General features: G+C 66.9%; 18 protein-coding genes. 7 read left to right on the plus strand and 11 right to left on the minus strand.

Annotation, left to right across the window (positions count from 1 at the left end):
- Positions 1 to 3: 3 nt before the first annotated feature.
- Positions 4 to 738: a Crp/Fnr family transcriptional regulator gene (locus J2Y54_RS13125; protein WP_310040285.1), complete on the minus strand. Its 735-nt coding sequence runs from the start codon at positions 736 to 738 to the stop codon at positions 4 to 6.
- Between the two features lie 124 nt (positions 739 to 862).
- Between J2Y54_RS13125 and murA the strand changes: the two genes are divergently transcribed.
- Complete coding sequence (gene murA, locus J2Y54_RS13130; RefSeq protein ID WP_310040288.1) at positions 863 to 2,158, plus strand: UDP-N-acetylglucosamine 1-carboxyvinyltransferase; 1,296 nt, start codon at positions 863 to 865, stop codon at positions 2,156 to 2,158.
- Between the two features lie 205 nt (positions 2,159 to 2,363).
- Positions 2,364 to 4,097 carry a bifunctional metallophosphatase/5'-nucleotidase gene (locus J2Y54_RS13135; RefSeq protein WP_310040289.1) on the plus strand — a complete coding sequence of 578 codons (1,734 nt, stop codon included), beginning with the start codon at positions 2,364 to 2,366 and terminating at the stop codon, positions 4,095 to 4,097.
- 121 nt (positions 4,098 to 4,218) lie between these two features.
- Here J2Y54_RS13135 and nusB read toward each other — a convergent pair whose 3' ends face one another.
- The 3 genes from nusB to hisG all read right to left on the minus strand — a co-directional run bounded on the left by nusB (position 4,219) and on the right by hisG (position 6,733).
- Entirely contained in the window at positions 4,219 to 4,680 is a 462-nt protein-coding gene (gene nusB / locus J2Y54_RS13140; protein WP_310040291.1) for a transcription antitermination factor NusB, read from the minus strand.
- 98 nt (positions 4,681 to 4,778) lie between these two features.
- On the minus strand, positions 4,779 to 6,062 hold the full coding sequence (hisD, locus tag J2Y54_RS13145) for a histidinol dehydrogenase (protein ID WP_310040292.1): 1,284 nt from the start codon (positions 6,060 to 6,062) through the stop codon (positions 4,779 to 4,781).
- Positions 6,059 to 6,733: an ATP phosphoribosyltransferase gene (gene hisG, locus J2Y54_RS13150; protein ID WP_310040294.1), complete on the minus strand. Its 675-nt coding sequence runs from the start codon at positions 6,731 to 6,733 to the stop codon at positions 6,059 to 6,061. The genes hisD and hisG overlap by 4 nt, the downstream gene beginning before the upstream one ends.
- Positions 6,734 to 6,792: 59 nt before the next feature.
- Between hisG and J2Y54_RS13155 the strand changes: the two genes are divergently transcribed.
- On the plus strand, positions 6,793 to 7,842 hold the full coding sequence (locus tag J2Y54_RS13155) for a DUF2332 domain-containing protein (RefSeq protein WP_310040296.1): 1,050 nt from the start codon (positions 6,793 to 6,795) through the stop codon (positions 7,840 to 7,842).
- Positions 7,843 to 7,871: 29 nt separating this feature from the next.
- Here the strand turns inward: J2Y54_RS13155 and J2Y54_RS13160 are convergent, their stop codons facing one another.
- Positions 7,872 to 9,179 carry an isoprenylcysteine carboxylmethyltransferase family protein gene (locus J2Y54_RS13160; RefSeq protein WP_310040297.1) on the minus strand — a complete coding sequence of 436 codons (1,308 nt, stop codon included), beginning with the start codon at positions 9,177 to 9,179 and terminating at the stop codon, positions 7,872 to 7,874.
- A 243-nt stretch (positions 9,180 to 9,422) separates the two neighbouring features.
- Between J2Y54_RS13160 and J2Y54_RS13165 the strand changes: the two genes are divergently transcribed.
- Positions 9,423 to 11,339 carry a peptidase M61 gene (locus J2Y54_RS13165; protein WP_310040298.1) on the plus strand — a complete coding sequence of 639 codons (1,917 nt, stop codon included), beginning with the start codon at positions 9,423 to 9,425 and terminating at the stop codon, positions 11,337 to 11,339.
- Positions 11,340 to 11,380: 41 nt separating this feature from the next.
- Complete coding sequence (ppa, locus tag J2Y54_RS13170) at positions 11,381 to 11,932, plus strand: inorganic diphosphatase (protein WP_310040299.1); 552 nt, start codon at positions 11,381 to 11,383, stop codon at positions 11,930 to 11,932.
- A 45-nt stretch (positions 11,933 to 11,977) separates the two neighbouring features.
- On the opposite strand, the gene J2Y54_RS13175 is transcribed toward ppa, so the two are convergent.
- From J2Y54_RS13175 to J2Y54_RS13200, 6 genes are all read right to left on the minus strand, one after another.
- Positions 11,978 to 12,454, minus strand: coding sequence for a GNAT family N-acetyltransferase (locus tag J2Y54_RS13175; RefSeq protein WP_310040300.1), 477 nt, complete (start codon positions 12,452 to 12,454; stop codon positions 11,978 to 11,980).
- Positions 12,451 to 13,347 carry a DMT family transporter gene (locus J2Y54_RS13180; protein ID WP_310040303.1) on the minus strand — a complete coding sequence of 299 codons (897 nt, stop codon included), beginning with the start codon at positions 13,345 to 13,347 and terminating at the stop codon, positions 12,451 to 12,453. The genes J2Y54_RS13175 and J2Y54_RS13180 overlap by 4 nt, the downstream gene beginning before the upstream one ends.
- A gap of 47 nt (positions 13,348 to 13,394) precedes the next feature.
- Entirely contained in the window at positions 13,395 to 13,670 is a 276-nt protein-coding gene (locus tag J2Y54_RS13185) for a type II toxin-antitoxin system RelE/ParE family toxin (protein ID WP_310040304.1), read from the minus strand.
- Between the two features lie 227 nt (positions 13,671 to 13,897).
- Positions 13,898 to 14,209 carry a hypothetical protein gene (locus tag J2Y54_RS13190; RefSeq protein ID WP_310040306.1) on the minus strand — a complete coding sequence of 104 codons (312 nt, stop codon included), beginning with the start codon at positions 14,207 to 14,209 and terminating at the stop codon, positions 13,898 to 13,900.
- Positions 14,206 to 15,330 (minus strand): flavodoxin-dependent (E)-4-hydroxy-3-methylbut-2-enyl-diphosphate synthase, encoded by a 1,125-nt coding sequence (ispG, locus tag J2Y54_RS13195; RefSeq protein WP_310040308.1) that lies wholly within the window; start codon positions 15,328 to 15,330, stop codon positions 14,206 to 14,208. The genes J2Y54_RS13190 and ispG overlap by 4 nt, the downstream gene beginning before the upstream one ends.
- Positions 15,331 to 15,363: 33 nt before the next feature.
- Positions 15,364 to 16,407, minus strand: coding sequence for a DUF3089 domain-containing protein (locus J2Y54_RS13200; RefSeq protein WP_310040310.1), 1,044 nt, complete (start codon positions 16,405 to 16,407; stop codon positions 15,364 to 15,366).
- A gap of 50 nt (positions 16,408 to 16,457) precedes the next feature.
- Between J2Y54_RS13200 and J2Y54_RS13205 the strand changes: the two genes are divergently transcribed.
- Together J2Y54_RS13205 and J2Y54_RS13210 are read left to right on the plus strand one after the other, a co-directional pair.
- Positions 16,458 to 17,654, plus strand: coding sequence for an acyltransferase (locus J2Y54_RS13205; protein WP_310040311.1), 1,197 nt, complete (start codon positions 16,458 to 16,460; stop codon positions 17,652 to 17,654).
- On the plus strand, positions 17,620 to 18,843 hold the full coding sequence (locus tag J2Y54_RS13210) for an acyltransferase (protein ID WP_310040314.1): 1,224 nt from the start codon (positions 17,620 to 17,622) through the stop codon (positions 18,841 to 18,843). Before J2Y54_RS13205 ends, J2Y54_RS13210 begins: the two co-directional genes overlap by 35 nt.
- Positions 18,844 to 18,852 lie beyond the last annotated feature (9 nt).

Consider the following 18,852-nt stretch of genomic DNA (forward strand, 5'->3'; position numbering starts at 1 on the left):
GGGTCAGCGCGGCTCCGGCAACCAGCTGAGGTCCAGCCCGGCATAGCGGTTCACATAATTGGCGGTGTAGGCGAGCGCGGCTTCATCGAGCAACGTCACCCGCCCCGATTCGCGCCCGATCAGCCCCTCTTCCTCCAATTGCCGCAGCATGCGGTTGACATGGACCGAGGTGAGGCCCGTCGCGTCGCCAATTTCCTCCTGGGTCAGCCCCAGGTTGAACGCCTTGTCGATCGTCTTGTCGGTGCCGCGCAGCCGATTGCGCATTTCGAGCAGCAGCGCCGCAACGCGCGCCTTGGCCGAGGTGCGGCCGAGTGCCGCCAGCCGGTCGGTCAGTGCGACGCGTTCGATCTGGCACAGTACCAGGATCAGCGCGGCGAGGCGCGGGTGCGCGACGGTCAGCGCGCTGAACGCGGGCCGGTCGAACGGGCACACCACGCAGTCGGACAGCGCGCAAAGCGTTTCCGGCGACTCGCGATAGACGAGGCTCGACACGCCCAGCATGTCGCCGGGAAAGTGGAAGCGCAGGATCTGCCGGCTGCCATCGTCCAGCAGGACGTAACTCATCACCAGCCCCTTGCGGAGGATGAACAATTCGTCTGCCCGCTCATTCTCGCGCAGCAGGATGGCGCCGCGCCGGATATGGCGCTGCCGTTCCTCCAGACGTTCGAGCGCGGCCTGTTCTTCCGGTACGAGCGTAACCAGCTCGCCCAGAATCTCCGCGAAACAACTCCCTGACACTCTGTCCCTTCCCCCAACTTCCTCCTGCAAAGCAGTCCCGAAAAATCAGCGCATTAAAGTCGATCAAGCCGCGAAACACTTGGCCGCACTTGCGCCGCTTCCTTGACGCGATAGAAGCCCGTGAATGGACCGTATTCTCATTCGCGGCGGACGCCGCCTAGCTGGTAACATTGCAATATCGGGGGCCAAGAACGCCGCGCTGACGCTGATGCCGTGCGCGTTGCTGACCGATGAGCCGCTGACGCTGCGCAACCTGCCGCGGCTCGCCGATGCCGACAGCTTCGGGCATCTGCTCAACGAACTCGGCGCCTCGACCGCGATCGAGGGGACTCGCCCGAATGATTTCGGCCGCGTGCTCACCGTGCGCGCCTCGCGCCTGACCTCGACCGTCGCGCCTTATGATATCGTGCGCAAGATGCGCGCGTCGATCCTCGTGCTCGGTCCGCTGCTGGGGCGCGAGGGCGAGGCAACGGTGTCGCTGCCCGGTGGCTGTGCGATCGGCAACCGCCCGATCGACCTGCATCTGAAGGCGCTCGAAGCCATGGGCGCGGAGATCGAACTGGCCGCCGGCTATGTGAAGGCGACCGCACCCAAGGTGAACGGCGTTGGGCGTTTGCCCGGCGGCAAGTATCGCTTCCCGGTCGTCTCGGTCGGCGCGACCGAGAATGCGCTGATGGCTGCAGTCACCGCGCGTGGGACCACGGTGCTCGACAATGCCGCGCGCGAGCCGGAGATTGTCGACCTGTGCAATCTGCTGGTCGCGATGGGCGCGTCGATCCACGGCATCGGCACCGAAACGCTGACGATCGAGGGCCGCGAGCGCCTGCACGGCGCGACCTATGCCGTCATGCCCGACCGGATCGAGGCGGGCAGCTATGCCTGTGCCGCAGCGATCACCGGCGGCGACGTGGTGCTGGACGGGGCCAAGGCCGACGACATGCGCGCGACGCTCGACGCGCTGGTCGAGGCGGGGGTGACGGTCGAGGAACTGCCGGGCGGCATCCGCGTCGCTGCCGACGGCCCGCTCAAGCCGATCACCCTGTCGACCGCGCCCTATCCGGGCTTCGCCACCGACATGCAGGCACAGTTCATGGCGATGCTGTGCAAGGCGGACGGTGCCAGCGTGCTGACCGAAACGATCTTCGAAAACCGCTACATGCACGTGCCCGAACTCGCACGCATGGGCGCCGACATCACCGTCAGCGGCCGCACCGCCGTGGTGCGTGGCGTCGATCGCATGGTCGGTGCGCCGGTGATGGCAACCGACCTGCGCGCATCGATGAGCCTGATCCTCGCCGGCCTCGTCGCCGAGGGCGAAACCCAGGTCAGCCGCATCTATCACCTCGACCGCGGCTATGAGCGGCTTGAGGAAAAGCTGCAGGGCGTCGGCGCCGACATCGAACGCGTCGGTGACGGCTAGGGATTTAATCCTCCCCCGCCAGGGGGAGGTGGCGCCGAAGGCGACGGAGGGGGAGGATGGCGACGTCCTCCCCCTTCTTGCGTCATCCCTTCCTCCCCCTCCGTCAGCTGCGCTGACACCTCCCCCTGGCGGGGGAGGATTGAGATCGCGAATGTCCAGCGTTGCTGTTACCTGACCGGCAAGACCGACTCGCCGGAGACTGCATATGCGCCTGATCGTTGGACTTCTCGCCGGGCTGTCGCTGGCGGGCTGCGCATCGCAACGGGCGGCGACGCCAACCGCGTCGGTCAGCGTGCGCATCATCGCGTTCAATGATTTTCACGGCGCGCTCGAAACCCCGGCGCGGCCGATCGACGTGCAGGCGGCGGACGGCACGACGGTCAAGGTGCCCGCCGGCGGCGCGGCCTATTTCGCCTCGGCGGTTCAGGCGCTCAAGGCGGGCAACCCCAACACGGTCGTCGTCGCGGCGGGCGATCTGACCAGCGCCAGCCCGCTCGTCTCGTCGCTGTTCCTCGACGAACCGACGGTCAAGGCGCTGAGCATGGCGGGCCTTGAGTTCAACGCCGCCGGCAACCATGAATTCGATCGCGGGACGAAGGAACTGCTGCGTCTCCAACGGGGCGGATGCGAGAAGAATGCGGTGGCCCAGCCGTGCCAGCTCGAACCGTTCAAGGGCGCGTCCTACACCTATCTCGCCGGGAACACGCTGGATGCGTCGGGCAAGAGCCTGATGCCCGCGACCGGCCTCAAGACATTCGGCAGCGGCAAGACCAGGGTCACGATCGGCTTTATCGGCCTGACCACGCGCATGACCGGCACCTATGTCGATCCGGCGGGGATCGTCGGTTACCGCTTCGCCGATGAGGCGGAGACCGCGAACACGCTGATCCCGCAGCTCAAGGCACAGGGTGCCGACGCGATCGTGCTGATGGTGCATGAGGGCGGCTATCCCGCCCGCTCGGATCAGCCGAACCGGTGCGACGGGCTGTCGGGCCCGATCCTCGACATCATGGAGCGGCTCGACCCCGGCGTCGACGTGATCGTCTCGGGCCACACCCACCGCGCTTATGTCTGCGATTATTCCGCCACCAACCCGGCCAGGCCGGTGCTGCTGACCAGCGCCGGCAATAACGGCGTGATGCTGACCGGCATCGACCTGACCTTCGATCCCGTCACCCGGAAAGTGTCGGCGCGGTCGGCGCGGCAAGTGATCGTGCAGGGCGATGGCGCGGTCAGCGCGGGCGGGCCGGTCAAGGCGAACCCGGCATTCCCGACCTATCCCGCCGACCCGGCGGTCGCCGCGCATGTCGCGCGCTACGCCGCCGCCGCCGCCCCGCTCGCCCGCCGCCCGGTGGGCAAGGCATCCGCGCCGATCCTGCGCAATGAGGATAGCGAGCTGGTCGAATCGCCGCTCGGCCTGCTGATCGCCGATGCGCAGCTCGCCGCGACGCGCAAGGATGGGGCTCAGATCGCGCTGATGAACCCCGGCGGGGTGCGCGCGTCGATTACCCCCGCGGCAGACGGGACGGTGACGTTCGGCGACCTCTACACCACCCAGCCGTTCGGCAATAACCTGCAGGTGCGCGAATATAGCGGCGCGCAATTGCTTGCCGTTCTGGAGCAGCAATTCACCAATGAAGACGGCCCGAAGCTGCTGTTCCCGGCGGGGCTAACCTACAGCTATGACCGGTCGCGGCCGGAGGGACAGCGGATCATCGCGCCGCTGGTGCAGGGAAAACCGCTCGACCCGGCGGCGCGCTATCGTGTCGCGATGAACGGCTTTCTCGCCGGGGGCGGCGACAGCTTCACCACGCTCAAGGTCGGGCAGATCGTCGCCGGTGGCGTACTCGATCTCGACGCGCTGGAGGCGTGGTTCGCGCGGGGTGAGGTGGTGACGCCGCCCGCGCTGGGCCGGGTGAAGAATATGGGGGCGAACTAAACACGTTCGTCACCCCCGCGAAAGCGGGGGCCCATCTCCCGGACGCGCGGCAAACCGCACCGGCGCAGATGTGGTTGGCGGAGGTGATGGGCCCCCGCTTTCGCGGGGGTGACGGCTGAGCTTAAGCCCGAACCACCTTCGCAATCGCGTCGAGCAAGCCGTTGACGAACCCCTTTTCGCGGCGGTCGTAAAACGCATCGGTGACATCGAGATACTCGCTGATCGCCGCGCCGACCGGCACGTCCTTGCGCGCGAGCAGCTCGTATGTCCCGGCGCGCAGGATCTGGCGCATCGGGCGGTCGAGCCGGTCGAAGCTCCAGTCCACCGCCAGCTTCGACGCGATCAGCGCGTCGATCTCCTCGCGCCGCGCGTCCACGCCCTTGACGATATCGTCGAAGAAATTCGGATCGGCGTCGATATATTCCGCATCCTCGATCGTCGCGCCCAGCCGGTGCTGGTGAAACTCGGTGAGCAGCTGGGGCAGGGGGGTTTGCTCCATTTCCTGCTGATACAGCGCCTGCACGGCGGCAAGCCGCGCAGCGGCGCGGGCTTTGGAACGGGTCTTGGCGGATGGGCTAGGCATAAATCGAATATCCATTCGGGCCACGCGGCGCGCAGCCCATCAAATGAGGGTGTGTAGGGACCGCAACCGCCTTTGGGCAAGGTCGGGCGAATGCTATGTTATAGCCGCAGCGCCACCGACTTGGCATGCGCCGGCAGCCCTTCGGCCTCCGCCAGCGCCACCGCCGCCGGGCCGATCGCCGCCAGCCCCTGCGCATCGAGCGCGAGGAAGCTGGTGCGCTTCATGAAATCGAGCACCGATAGGCCGCTGGCAAAGCGCGCACGGCGGCCGGTGGGCAGGACGTGGTTGGGGCCAGCGACATAATCGCCGATCGCTTCCGGCGTCATCCGGCCGAGGAACACCGAACCGGCATGGCGTACGCGGGCGAACAGCGCGTCGGGATCGTCCACCGCGAGCTCGAGATGCTCGGGCGCGAGCTTGTTGACGAGCGGGATCGTCTCGTCGAGATTTGCGGTCAGGATGATCGCGCCATTGGCGTCCCAGCTCTGCCGCGCGACCTTGCGCGTCGACAACTCGCCGATCTGACGGTCGACCGCTTCGGCCACCTTGCCCGCCAGGATTACATCGTCGGTGAGCAGGATCGACTGGCTGGTCGGGTCATGTTCGGACTGGCTGAGAAGGTCGGCCGCGATCCATTCGGGGTCGTTCTTGCCGTCCGCGACGACGACGATCTCGCTCGGCCCCGCGACCATGTCGATGCCGACTACGCCGTACAGTTGGCGCTTGGCCTCCGCGACCCAGGCATTGCCGGGGCCGGTGATGACATCGACCGCCGCGATCCGCCCGGTACCATAGGCCAGCGCGGCAATCGCCTGCGCCCCACCGACGCGCCAGATTTCGTCCACCCCGGCGATGTGCGCGGCGGCGAGGACGAGCGGGTTGATCTCGCCATCCGGGGTCGGCGTGACCATCACGACGCGATCGACGCCCGCGACCTTGGCCGGAATCGCGTTCATCAGTACCGAGCTCGGATAGGCCGCGCGCCCGCCGGGAACATAGACTCCCGCCGCCTCGACCGCGCTCCAGCGCGCGCCGGTGCGCACGCCGGCAGCGTCGGTGGTGTCGCTGTCCGCCGGCTTCTGCTTTTCGTGATAGGCGGTGATCCGGGCTGCGGCGAGTTCGAGCGCGGCGCGCAGATCGGGGGCGAGCGCCTCATAAGCCGCGATGCAGTCGCTCTTCTCGATCCGCCAGCCGGTGTCGTTGAGGTCGTGGCGATCGAACTTGCGGGTAAAGGCGTGCAGCGCCGCATCGCCCTCGTCGCGGACGGATGCGACGATGGTGCGCACGTCGCGCGCGACATCGGCGTCGGCTTCGCGTCGCGCATCGACCAGCTCGCGGAACGCCTGGGCAAAGCCCGGTTCGGACGTGGACAGGCGGATCATGCGGCAGCCTCGCTTTCCACCGCGCGTCGGAATGCATCGACCAGCGGTACGATTTCAGGGCGCGTCTTGAACGCGGCGCGGTTGGCGATCAGGCGGCTCGACACCTCCATGATCGTCTCGACCTCGACCAGCCCGTTTTCCTTGAGCGTGCGGCCCGACGAGACCAGATCGACGATGCGCGGGGCGAGGTCGAGCAACGGCGCCAGCTCCATCGCACCATTCAGCTTGATGCACTCGGCCTGCACGCCGCGCGCCTCGAAATGCTTGCGCGTCAGATGCGGATATTTGGTCGCGACGCGGACATGGCTCCACCCGCGCGGATCGTCGCTCGCGGCGAGCGCGGCCGGCTCGGCCACCGACAGGCGGCAATGCCCGATGCCCAGATCAACCGGCGCATACAGCTCCGAATAGGCGAATTCCGCGAGCACGTCCGACCCGACAATGCCCAGCTGCGCCGCGCCATGCGCGACGAACGTCGCGACATCGAACGCGCGCACCCGGATCAGGTCGATATCGGGACGGTTGGTCTTGAAGCGCAGCGCGCGGCTGCCCTCGTCCGAGAACGCCGCTTCGGGCACGATTCCGGCATGCGCGAGCAGCGGCAACGCCTCTTCGAGGATGCGGCCCTTGGGTACGGCAAGGATGATCGGATCGGTGCTGGTGTCGGTCATGGGTTGCGCGCCTTTACTTGGGGGGGCGTTGCGGCGCAACAAGAGGGTCGGAGGTACATATGGCCGACTGGATGGCGCTGGAGGATGTGCGGACCGCGTTCGCCAATCAGGTGGACTATTGCCGCGCCAACGACGCTGGCCTGACCGCCAGCGTGGTGCAGGCGATCCGCGACGGGATCGACGGGCCGGGGGCGTTCCGCGCGCGGCTGCGCGACTGGCCGGGCAAGCCGATGGCCGACGCGCTCCCGCTGCGCGCGGCGGGCGGGCTGCATGCGCTGTATCTGACCGGGGCCGCGCCGTCGCTTGGCCCGCTCTATGCCGGGGAGGCGGTCGATGCCGGGCCGCTGGTCAATGCTGCGATCGACGCGCATGACGCCGCGCTGCTCCCCTGGCTCGACGGCCCGCCGCAGACCAATGAGGCAGCGCGGTCGAGCAACTATGCCGCCGCGATGCTGTGGCTGGCGGCGCGGGGTCTGCCCGGACGGTTCGACTGTATCGAGATCGGATCGAGCGCGGGCATCAACCTGATGATGGACCGCTACCGCTACGACCTTGGCGGAGTCGCGGTCGGTCCGGACGACGCGGCGATGCGCATCGCCCCCGATTGGCGCGGCCCGCCACCGCCCGAGAGTTCGGTCGAGATCGTGGCGCTACGCGGCTGCGACGTCGCGCCGATCGACCTGACCGACCCGGAGGCATTGCTGCGGCTGCGCGCCTATGCCTGGCCCGAACATCGCGTGCGCGCACAGCGGCTGGAGATCGCGGCAGCAGAGGCAGCCCGGCACGCGCCCGATCTGGTTGAGGCCGATGCGGCGGCGTTTGTCGCCGAGGCGCTCGCCCGGCCACAGGCGGTGGGGACAACTCGCGTGCTGATGCACTCGATCGTCTGGCAATATCTGGGTGCCGAGCGGCAGGCAGCAATCACCGCCGCGATGGAGGCGGCGGGCGCGAAGGCAACGCCCGAGCGCCCGCTGGCCTGGATCGCAGTCGAGGCGAACCGGCAGACGTTTCGCCACGAACTGACGGTGCGGATGTGGCCGGGAAGCGGGGAGCCGCAGCTGCTGGCCGCCGCGCATCCTCATGGCGCATGGCTGGAGTGGATGGGATAACATGCTCCTGCCCGCACAGGAGCGCGAGATCAGGTCGCTGCCTCGTCCGCGCGTCGTTTCCCCATCACCCACGCAAAAAACCGCGGGATCGGCGCATTGCGCGCCATCCATTCGCTATACGCCCGATATTCGGGGTCTTCGCCGAGATGCTTTTCCTCGGTCTTGGCGCGGACATAGTAGATCAGGCTGACCAGCCCGAGCAGCAGGGTCGCGCGCGCCGCGTCGGCCAGGCTGCCGGTGGTGACCAGCAGCGGACAGGTCGCGATCCACCAGAACAGGTTCTTCGATAGGTACGCCGGGTGCCGCGTCCACGCATACGGCCCATGGGTGATGATCCCGCGATGGGTGAGGTTCGAGAAGCGGAAGCCGAACGCCATCGTCGCCCAGGCATAGATGCCGGTCAGCGCCACCAGCACCGCGCCGACGATCCACAACAGCACATCATGCCCCGCCAGCCAATGCGTCCAGTCCGACGTGCCGGGGTGATAGTCGAGCGGCCCGCCATTGCCCATGAGGATGAACGGCGGGTAGCAGATCAGCGCTACCGCCCACGCGCCCGCGTAAGGGTTGGCGGTGCGGATATGGCTGTCGAGCGGGCGGAAGGTGAGAATATAGCCGACCGTCGCAAACGCCACGTCGAGCATGAACATGCCGGTGATCAGCCAGTTGGCGAGCGCGATCGGGTTGGTCAGGATGCCGCTCGCGTCCGCGCGCACGAATGCGCCGAACCCAGGTGGCACGATCGCGAGCATGAAGGCGAGGAAGAATGCCTTCACCGTCCAGCTGCGCAGATGATTGTGGATCGCGGCTTCGTCGACCGGCTCCTTCGACCCGATCAGCCACGCGCCCAGCATGTACGCGCCGTCCTTGGGCTTTTCGAGGTAGCGGTCGATCCACAGCACATAGGGGATCGACAGGATGAACAGCGCCGGCGCCGCCATCTGGAAACACCACATGGCAAAGGCGAAATTGCCCTCCCAGTAAAAGCGGCACACGGCATAGATGCCCGCGATCCCGCCCCAGGTCAGCCACAGCCCGGCGAGCTTGGTGATCGAAATCTCGCGCGTCTCGCTGAAGGGGCGCGGATCGCTCCACTTGACCCCGGTCGTCGGGTTGCGATGCACCTTATCGACGAACACCGCCCACAGCACCATCGGAACGCCACCCGCGGCGAGGTTGACCAGCGCTGCAAACGGGCCATCGAGGCCATAGGTCCGCGCAATCGTCAGCCAGATCGCCATCCCGACCAGACCGGCGAGGCCGCATCCGGTGCTGACGGCGGACTTCGGCCGCGGGTCGGCCTTGGCGCTGCGGGCAAGGGCGGGGTCGTGATACATGACGTCGCGTCTAGCGCGAAAATGGTAAGCAAGCCGTGAAGCATCCAATCCTCCCCGGAACGGGGAGGGGGACCGCGCCCGCAGGGCGTGGTGGAGGGGGCCCGAGGCAGCGGAATCCGTTGCCTCGGGGCCCCCTCCGTCAGCGCTGCGCGCTGCCACCTCCCCGTGCCGGGGAGGATTTACGCGCGCGGTGCTGCTGGCTAGGGTAACAAAATAACCCGATCCCTCCCGAAAGGTTCGTTCATGCGTCGCGCCCTTGCGCTTACTGCCCTGTTGCTCGCCACCGCATCGGTTTCATCTGGCGCCACCGCCCAGAACAGCACGCCTCAGCCGCTGCCGTTCGACAACCGGATCCCGGTCGCCAGGGACGTCGCCTATCCCGGTACGATGACCGTCACGGTCGATGCGACCAATATCCAGCAGGCGATCTATCGCGTGAAGCAGGTGATCCCGGTCGCGCAGGCCGGGCCGATGGTGCTGATGATGCCCGCCTGGCTGCCCGGCAAGCATGCCGCGCGCGGCGAGATCGAAAAGCTGGCAGGGCTGAAGATCAGCGCCAATGGCACGCCGGTCGCCTGGACCCGCGACACGGTCGATGTCTGGGCCTTCCACCTCGACGTCCCCGCCGGTGCGACTCAGCTCGACATCGAATTCCAGTTCGTCGGCGCCACCGATCGCGATCAGGGTCGCGTGTCGATCGCGCCCAACATGCTCAACCTGCAGTTCGAACAGGTCAGCCTCTACCCCGCCGGCTATTTCACGCGCCGCATCCCGGTGTCGGCGACCGTGACCTACCCCACGGGGTGGACCGCGGTGTCGGGCCTGCCCGCGACGAAGCAGGGCGACGCCTATGCCTATCAGACGACGGACTATGAAACGCTGATCGATTCACCGGTGTTCGCCGGAAAGCATTATCGCGAGTTCAAGCTGTCGGACCGGGTCGACCTCAATGTCTTCGCCGACGAGCCCGAGGAGCTGGAGGCCAAGCCCGAGCAGATCGAGGCGCACAAGAAGCTGGTCCAGCAATCGATCAAGCTGTTCGGGTCGCAGCATTACGACCAGTATGAATTCCTGCTGTCGATCAGCGACGAGATGGGCGGGATCGGGCTTGAGCATCACCGCAGTTCGGAGAATGGCGTCGGCCCGGGCTATTTCACCAAGTGGAGCGAAGGGCCGGGCTCGCGCAACCTGTTGCCGCACGAATTCGTGCACAGCTGGAACGGCAAGTTCCGCCGCGGAAACGACAGCTGGACGCCCGATTTCCGCACCCCGATGCGCGATTCGCTGCTGTGGGTGTACGAGGGGCAGACGCAATTCTGGGGCTATGTCCTGCAGGCGCGCTCCGGCATCGTCAGCAAGCAGGACACGCTCGACATGCTCGCCATCATCGCCGCGAGCCTCGACAACCGTCCGGCGCGCACCTGGCGTCCGCTGATCGATACCACCAACGACCCGATCATCTCGGCGCGGCGCCCCAAGGGCTGGGTCAGCTGGCAGCGGTCGGAGGATTATTACAATGAAGGCCTGCTGGTGTGGCTGGAGGTCGATGCCCGGCTGCGCTCCCTGTCGCGCGGCCACAAGTCGATGGACGATTTCGCCCGCGCCTTTTTCGGGATGCGCGACGGCGATTGGGGCGTGCTGACCTATGATTTCGCCGATGTCGTCAAGACGCTCGACGCGATCCAGCCCTATGACTGGGCAGGCTTCCTCACCACCCGGCTGCACGGCGTGGCCGACCGCGCGCCGCTCGATGGCTTCACCCGCAACGGCTATCGCCTGATCTATACCGACGAGCCGACCGCCGCGTTCAAGAGCGCGGAGAAGCGTTCCGGACGCGCCGATTTCAGCTATTCGCTGGGGCTGGCCGTGGGCAAGGGCGGGGCGATTGGCAGCGTCACCTGGGACTCGCCCGCGTTCAACGCCGGACTGGACCTTGGTGACACGATCGTCGCGGTGGCGGGCCGCGAATATTCGGACGAGCGGCTGAAGGCCGCGATTACCGAGGCGAAGGTCAGCAAGACCCCGATCAGGCTGATGATCAAGAGCGGTACGCGCTACCGCGAAACGACCATCGACTATACCGGCGGCCTGCGCTATCCGCGCCTCGAAAAAATCGGCACCGGAGAGGGTGGCCTGGACAGGTTGTTGCAGGCTCGCTGAGGCGGGCAGGGCATCGGCCGAACCAGAAATAAGGAAGACCAATGCGTATCGACAAAATCCCTGTCGGCGACAACGCGCCGCACAGCCTCAACGTCATCATCGAAGTGCCGACCGGCGGTGAGCCGGTGAAGTATGAATTCGACAAGGAATCGGGCGCGCTGTTCGTCGACCGCATCCTGCACACGCCGATGCGCTATCCGGCGAATTACGGCTTCGTGCCGCACACGCTGTCGCCCGATGGCGATCCGCTCGACGCGCTGGTGATCTCGCGCTCGCCCTTCATCCCGGGTTGCGTCGTGCGCGCGCGCCCGATCGGCGTGCTCAAGCTGGAAGACGAAGCCGGCGGCGACGAAAAGCTGATCTGCGTCCCCGTCGACACCACGTTCCCTTATTATTCGGACGTGGGTGAGCGGCAGGACTTGCCCTCGATCGTGCTTCAGCAGATCGAGCATTTCTTCAAACACTATAAGGACCTGGAGTCCGAAAAGTGGGTCCGCATCGGCCAGTGGGGCGATGCCGAGGAAGCCAAGCGGATCGTGGTCGAAGCGATCGAGGCGGCGAAGCAGGCCAAGGCTGCGGCCGAAGCGGCCTGAACCGGACGGACGGGGGCCGGCGCCGCGCGCCCGGCCCCCTGTTCCTTACCCCCTGGCCAGCGCCGCCAGCGCGTCGTCCTGCATCCGCCAGCGCTCCCAGCCATCGACATGGCCAGCGCCGATGCTGCGGTAAAAGCCTTTGCCGAGTTCGTTCCAGTCGAGGACGTTCCACTCAAGCCGCGCGCCGCCGCGCTCGATGACCAGCGCCGCCAGCCGCGACAGCAACGCCCGGCCCAGCCCCGCGCCGCGCGCCTGCGGTTCGACGAACAGATCCTCAAGCCAGATGCCGGGCTTGCCCTCGAACGTCGAAAAGGTCTGGAAATACAGCGCGAACCCGCTCGCCACCCCATCGACTTCGCCGATCAGCACCTCGGCCGCCGGGCGCGGCCCGAACAAATGGCGGTGCAGCGTCGCATCGTCGAAGCGCACTTCATGGGCCAGCTTTTCATAGTCGGCGAGCTTGCGGATGAAGTCCGCGACAAGGTTGAAATCGGCCTCGCCGGCCTGACGGATCGTGATCAAATCTGTGCCTCCGTATCGGCGACCGGCGCATGGTCGCGCCGCCGCGCCGCGATGATGCAGCCCCCGACGATCAGTGCCGCCCCGGCCACGGTAAAGAACGAAACGCCTTCGTCGAACACCACCCATCCCCATAGCGTCGCCCACAGGAAGCCGGTATATTCGGTCGGCGCGAGGTAATTGGCCTCGGCGCGGGCATAGGCCCAGCTGAGCAGGAACAGCGACATCGTCGCCAGCACCGCCGCCAGCACGATCGCCGGTGCATGCTCGACCGACGGCAGCATCAGGAACCACGGCGCGGCGCACAGGAATATGACGAAGATGAACAGCGACTGGTAGAAGGCGACCTCAAGCGCGCCGGCGACCAGCGACTGTTGCCGCATCAGAATGATGTTCCAGGCATAGGCGACTGCGGACACGAGGATCGCGATCGCGCCCCAGAATGCCTCGCGCCCCAGCTGCGCCTGTGCCTGTCCGAACAGGATCAGCACGACCCCGGCAAACGCCAGCGCGGTGGCGATCATCGTGACGCGCGTGATGCGCTCCTTGAGCAGCCAGGCGGCCAGGAACAGCGCGATGATCGGCGCGATGAACGCCAGCGCGATCGCCTGCGCCATCGGCACCCGGCCCAGTCCCCAGAAGAACAGGAACGTCATCACCGCCGACACTGCCGCGCGCAGCAGATGCAGTCGCATTGCGGCGCGACTGGGCCACCTGGGGCGCGACAGCGCATAGGGCACCCCGCTCGCCACGATCCCCGCCATCATCCGCCACGTCAGCGCGTTATAGGCCCCCAGCGCGAGCACCAGCCCCTTCATCACTGCGTCCATCGACGAAAAAATGGCGATGCCAAGCGACGCGACGGCAAAGGCGAAAAGGGGGGAGGCGGGGCGCATGGCGGGCGCACTAGTGGATTTAGGCGCCGGGTGGAATGAAGTGATTGTCAGGCGCGGTCGTCGCGTGCGCCGTGAACGATGTCGACAATGTAAACCGCGTCACCGTCGATCAGGTAGCGGATCGAATAGGGCCGCACGAGCGACCAGCGGCGGAGGCCATGCTCGATCTCGGGGCCTTTGCGCGGGAAATCCGCCAATCCTTCGCCAGCTTCAATCAGGCGTGCGGCAAATCGCACTGCCGCATCGGGGTCGAACTGCGCGATATAGGCGCGGATGGCGGCAAGGTCGGCAAGCGCCTCGCGCGTCCAGATTATTTGAGCCATTCCGATGGCATCGGCGTCTCGTCAGCTGTGCCCCAAGTCTTCAGCCATTCGGCAACCTGCTCATGTGGCACGACCCGCCCGGCCTCGATATCTGCCAGCGCACGAAGACGCGCGCGATCCGGCGCGTCGAGGTCTTCGTATAGGGCCCGCTCGGGTTTCACACGCGAACTATAGCAGCGATCGGTCCAGGACGCGAGATCATCCCGACGCGGCCCGATCCGCGAAACTCATTTGGGACTGACAGGCGACTGAACCAATGCGGTTTTGGTGAACCGATAGCCTTTCGACTGAATGCGATAGATCACGCCACCGATGCAACGATATGCCACCGCTTCGCCGGCAAAAACATCGACCATCCACTCCTTCGACGGATATTTCGCGAACGCCTCGTCCAGTGCCCTATCGTCGGAGGAGTCGACCTTTTGTCCGTTGATGATCACGACGCAGGGGGCGGCATCGCCATCGCCTTGCAGGTGCAGCCTGAGGACACGCGGTTCCTGTGCGGCTGCCAGAGACAAAAGGGCCATCGCGGCAATCACGCCGCCGCCACCGCCGCCGCCTCACTCGCCGCCTCGATCTCCGCCGCCTTGGCCTCGACCAGCTTGACGATATGGTCGAGCATGTCGGCATCCTCGACCGTGTGGTCGGTCACGCCGGCGAGATAGACCATGTGCTTGCCGTTGCCGCCGCCGGTCAGGCCGATATCGGTCTCGCGCGCTTCGCCCGGACCGTTGACGACACAGCCGAGCACGCTGAGCGACAGCGGGGTGCGGATGTGCTGGAGCCGTTCCTCCAGCGTCTGCACGGTGCGGATCACGTCGAAGCCCTGACGCGCACAGCTGGGACAGCTGACCACGCGCACGCCGCGATTGCGGATGCCGAGCGCCTTCAGGATTTCGAACCCGACGCGCACTTCCTCTTCCGGCTCGGCGGAAAGCGACACGCGGATCGTGTCGCCGATCCCGAACCACAGCAAAGATCCGATGCCGATCGCGCTCTTCACCGTCCCGCCGACGAACCCGCCGGCTTCGGTGATGCCCAGGTGCAGCGGGCAATCGACTGCCTCGGCAAGCTGCTGATAGGCGGCGGTGGCGAGGAACAGGTCGCTGGCCTTCACCGCCACCTTGAACTCGTGAAAATCGCGGTCCTGCAACAGCTTGATATGATCGAGCGCGCTTTCGACCAGCGCCTCGGGACACGGTTCGCCGTACTTCTCCAGCAGATCCTTCTCGAGCGAACCGGCGTTCACGCCGATGCGGATCGCGCAGCCATTGGCCTTGGCGGCGTTGACCACTTCGTTGACGCGATCGGCCGACCCGATGTTGCCGGGGTTGATGCGCAGGCACGCTGCGCCCGCATCGGCGGCTTCCAGCGCGCGCTTGTAGTGGAAATGGATGTCGGCGACGATCGGCACCCGTGCGGCGCGCACGATCTGCTTGAGCGCGGCGGTGCTTTCAACATCGGGGCAGGACACGCGGATGATGTCCGCGCCCGCATCCTCGCACCGGCGAATCTGGTTGAGCGTCGCGACCGGATCGGACGTCGGGGTGTTGGTCATCGTCTGCACGGTGACCGGGGCATCGCCGCCAACGGGGACGTTGCCGACCATGATCTGACGGCTGTGGCGGCGCGTGATATCGCGCCAGGGACGCACGGACATGGAAGTTCCTCTCGGGTTCGCCGCGCCTATAGCCTATCGCCGGGCGGCGCGGAAGGCGGCGGCGCGGGCAATGGCATTGTCGCGCAGGTCCAGCCAGAATAGCGGGATGTCGAGCGCGGCAAAGCTGCCATCCGGCCCGGCCAGTTCGGCATAGGCTCCGCCCGGATCGGACACGCGCAGCACGCCATCGCGGTCGCATCGCGCGCTGACCAGCCCGGCATCGGGCGCGCGCGACGGCTCGGGAAATTCCGCGCCGTTGCGCATCCATGCGCCGCGGTGCGTGGCGCGCGGCGCGATCTCGGGTCCGCTGGTCCAGCGGATCGGATTGGAGCACAGGATCGGTCCATGCGTGCGCCGGTGCGTGCCGCTCTCCAACCCGCTGACCCAGCTGACGATGCACCCGGTGTCGGTCGCGTTGCTGCACGCCGCCAGTCCGCGTCGCGCCGCCAGCCAGTCGCGCGTCACCGGCGTGCCGATCAGATAGGCCGCGACCATCCGCCCCGCGACCGGCTGGCCATCGATCACCCGCTCGATCAGCAGCTGCGCGATCCGCGCCCCCTCGCCATGCCCGGCGAGGATGAAGGGCCGATCGCCGACACGGGTGCGGAAAGCGGCAAAGGCGCGCGCAACATCGGAATAAGCGAGCGCGCGCGCTGCCGGATCTTCCCCCGCCGGGTTCGCCTGCCGATAGCGCGGCGCGTAAATCGCGCAGCATCCGTTGAACGCGCTGGCGTGATTGCGGATCGACGTCTGCCCGACATCGCCGTTGAACCAGACATCGCTGGTGTCGGCGTTCCACACCGCACGGCGCAGCGGGACGGACGAATGGATGAAGAAGACATCGACCGGCGCGCGCAATTGCGGGCCCTCCGCCACGCCCTGCGCTGTCATGTCGCCATCGTCGCGGATCCAGGGCAGCGATGCCCAATTGGCGGGACCGTCATAGTCGGGCGCGGGCGGCACCTGCGCGGCGTCGAAGCGGCCGGCAGGCGGCGTGTCGACGGTGATTGCCCGCTGCGCGCTGGCGGGAACGCCTGCCGCGACCAGCGCCATGCCCAGAAAAATCGTCCGCCGCATCGACGCTCCCGCTAACCAATTGGTGAGGCGCGCTGCCTATAGCGCAGTGCGTGAACGAAGCGAACCGGGGCCTTGAACGCGGCGGGCGGCATTACGGCCTCGACTGGCTGCGCATTGCCGCGTTCGCGCTGCTGATCGTCTATCATATCGCGATGGTGTTCGCGCCATGGCCCTGGGTGATCCACAGCCCCTACAGCCTGTCCGAACTGATCGTGCCGATGGCGCTGCTGACCCCGTGGCGGCTGCCCCTGCTGTTTGCGGTCTCCGGCTTTGCCTCGTGGCATCTGCTGCGCAAGTCGGGCGACGCGCGTGCGTTTGTGAAGGCGCGCAACCTGCGCCTGCTGATCCCGCTGGCGTTCGGCATGGTCGTGCTGATCCCGGTTGAAATGTGGGTGCGCGTGGCCGCGGCGGGTTATCCGCACGGCTATCCCCACTTCTGGACGGTCGATTACTGGCGTGTCGGAAGCTTCTGGGGACGCGAATTCCCCAGCTGGGAGCATCTGTGGTTCGTGGTCTATCTCTGGGCCTATACCGCGCTGCTGGCGCTGCTGCTGTGGCGTCAGCGCGCCCGCTTCGATGCACGCGCGGCGCAGCTCAGCGCGTGGATAGCTCAGGAATCGCGTCTGCTGTGGGTGCCGGCGGTGCTGCTGGTCATCGCCCGGCTCGGGCTTCAGTTCGTGGTGCCCGACGAACATGGCCTGCTGCGCGACTGGGCGGGACATGCGAACTATTTGCCGATGTTCCTGTTCGGGTTCGTGCTGGCTGGCGCACCGGCGCTGTGGCCTGCGCTGCGCCGCGTCTGGCGTGGGGCGCTCTTGCTGGCGGCGCTCGCCGGAGCGGTGATCGTGCTGGTCGAGCTGCGCTATCCCGGCGATGCCGTCCCGCCGCATTGGGTGATGGCGCTGGCCCGGGCGGGGCAGGTGACGATGGGCTGGGCGATGACGCTGGTGCTGATCCAGGTCGCCGACCGCTTCTGGAACCGCGACCATCGCTGGCGCCGCACCGCGGCCGAGGCGGTGTTCCCCTTCTACCTCGTGCACCAGCCGGCGATCGTGCTGATCGCATGGTACACGCTGCCGCTGCACCTGTCGGCGGGGGCGGAGTTCCTCGTGCTGCTCGGCGGAACGGTGCTGGTCTGCGCTGCCACTTATCTGATCGGGCGCGAACTGCGCTGGCTGCGGCCGTTGATCGGGCTCGGTCCGCGCCCGGCGGATGCGCCGCACCGGATTTCTCCGCAAGCCGCCTGACAAGCGCCATCGCCCCCGCTATGGCGCGCGGGTGGAACGGCATTATGGCATGGACTGGCTGCGGATCGGGGCGTTCGGCCTGCTGATCTTCTACCATATCGGCATGGTCTTTGTGCCATGGGGTTATCATGTGAAGACCGCCGATCCGGCCGGCTGGGTGACGGTGCCGATGCTGTTCACCAATCCGTGGCGGCTGACGCTGTTGTTCGTGGTGTCGGGCTTTGCCAGCCGCGCGCTGTGGCTCAAGTCGCGCGGAGCCGCGCGCTTCATGGCCGACCGCAGCTGGCGGCTGGTGCTGCCGCTGCTGTTCGGCATCGCCGTGATCGTCCCGCCCCAGGCCTGGGTCGAGCTGCGTACGCAATGGCCCTATGGCTTCGATTACTGGACCTTCTGGACCCGGCATTACTGGTATTTCGGGGACTTCGGTCCGATGATCCTGCCGACCTGGAACCATCTCTGGTTCGTCGGCTATCTCTATCTCTACACGCTGGCGCTGGTGTTGATCGCCAGCCTGCCCGGCGGCGCGGTGGCGCAGCGGCTGTTCGATCAGCTGTTCGCCGGAACGCGCGTGCTGTGGCTCCCCGCCGCCTGGCTGCTGATGACCCAGGTGGTCGTGTTCCAGCGCTGGAGCGACAGCCATGACGTGATCAACGACGGCGTCGCGCATCTTGCCTATTTCCCGGCGTTCCTGTTCGGCTTCGCGCTGGCCGGGTCGCGCCCGGTGATGGCGTGGCTGGCGCGGTTGTGGAAACCGGCGCTGGCGATTGCGCTGGCGGGCTATGCCGTGACGGCGGCGATCGACATCGCCTATACCGCGCGCATCCCGTGGCTGCCCGGTCGCATCATGCTCGCCGCGCGCTACATCCAGGCGTGGATGATGATCGCCGCGCTGATCGGCATTGCCGAAGTCTATCTCAACCGCGATCATCGCTGGCGCCCGATGCTGACCGAAGCGGTGTTCCCCTTCTACCTGATCCACCAGACGATCATCGTCGTCGCCATGTATTGGCTGCTCAAACTGTCGCTGCCCGCCGCGGCCGAGTTCGCGGTGCTGGTGCCCGTGACGATGCTGGGCTGCTGGATCTTCTATCGCTATGGGCGCGAAGTGCCGTGGCTGCGGCCGCTGATCGGACTGCGCTACGCCCGACGCGTCGCCGCGCCGCCTAAAATGACCCCGGAGGCCGTATGAACCGCCTTT

It is taken from the genome of Sphingomonas sp. BE123 (genome assembly GCF_031456015.1).
GTDB lineage: Bacteria > Pseudomonadota > Alphaproteobacteria > Sphingomonadales > Sphingomonadaceae > Sphingomonas.

Excerpts from the sequence above, each read along its gene's own strand:
- J2Y54_RS13180 (WP_310040303.1), bottom strand. The coding sequence starts at position 13,347 with ATGCGCCCCGCCTCCCCCCTTTTCGCCTTTGCCGTCGCGTCGCTTGGC.
- J2Y54_RS13200 (WP_310040310.1), bottom strand. The coding sequence starts at position 16,407 with ATGCGGCGGACGATTTTTCTGGGCATGGCGCTGGTCGCGGCAGGCGTT.
- J2Y54_RS13165 (WP_310040298.1), top strand. The coding sequence starts at position 9,423 with ATGCGTCGCGCCCTTGCGCTTACTGCCCTGTTGCTCGCCACCGCATCG.
- J2Y54_RS13210 (WP_310040314.1), top strand. The coding sequence starts at position 17,620 with ATGCGCCGCACCGGATTTCTCCGCAAGCCGCCTGACAAGCGCCATCGC.
- ispG (WP_310040308.1), bottom strand. The coding sequence starts at position 15,330 with ATGTCCGTGCGTCCCTGGCGCGATATCACGCGCCGCCACAGCCGTCAG.
- nusB (WP_310040291.1), bottom strand. The coding sequence starts at position 4,680 with ATGCCTAGCCCATCCGCCAAGACCCGTTCCAAAGCCCGCGCCGCTGCG.
- murA (WP_310040288.1), top strand. The coding sequence starts at position 863 with ATGGACCGTATTCTCATTCGCGGCGGACGCCGCCTAGCTGGTAACATT.
- hisG (WP_310040294.1), bottom strand. The coding sequence starts at position 6,733 with ATGACCGACACCAGCACCGATCCGATCATCCTTGCCGTACCCAAGGGC.
- J2Y54_RS13155 (WP_310040296.1), top strand. The coding sequence starts at position 6,793 with ATGGCCGACTGGATGGCGCTGGAGGATGTGCGGACCGCGTTCGCCAAT.
- J2Y54_RS13185 (WP_310040304.1), bottom strand. The coding sequence starts at position 13,670 with ATGGCTCAAATAATCTGGACGCGCGAGGCGCTTGCCGACCTTGCCGCC.
- J2Y54_RS13160 (WP_310040297.1), bottom strand. The coding sequence starts at position 9,179 with ATGTATCACGACCCCGCCCTTGCCCGCAGCGCCAAGGCCGACCCGCGG.
- J2Y54_RS13135 (WP_310040289.1), top strand. The coding sequence starts at position 2,364 with ATGCGCCTGATCGTTGGACTTCTCGCCGGGCTGTCGCTGGCGGGCTGC.
- hisD (WP_310040292.1), bottom strand. The coding sequence starts at position 6,062 with ATGATCCGCCTGTCCACGTCCGAACCGGGCTTTGCCCAGGCGTTCCGC.
- ppa (WP_310040299.1), top strand. The coding sequence starts at position 11,381 with ATGCGTATCGACAAAATCCCTGTCGGCGACAACGCGCCGCACAGCCTC.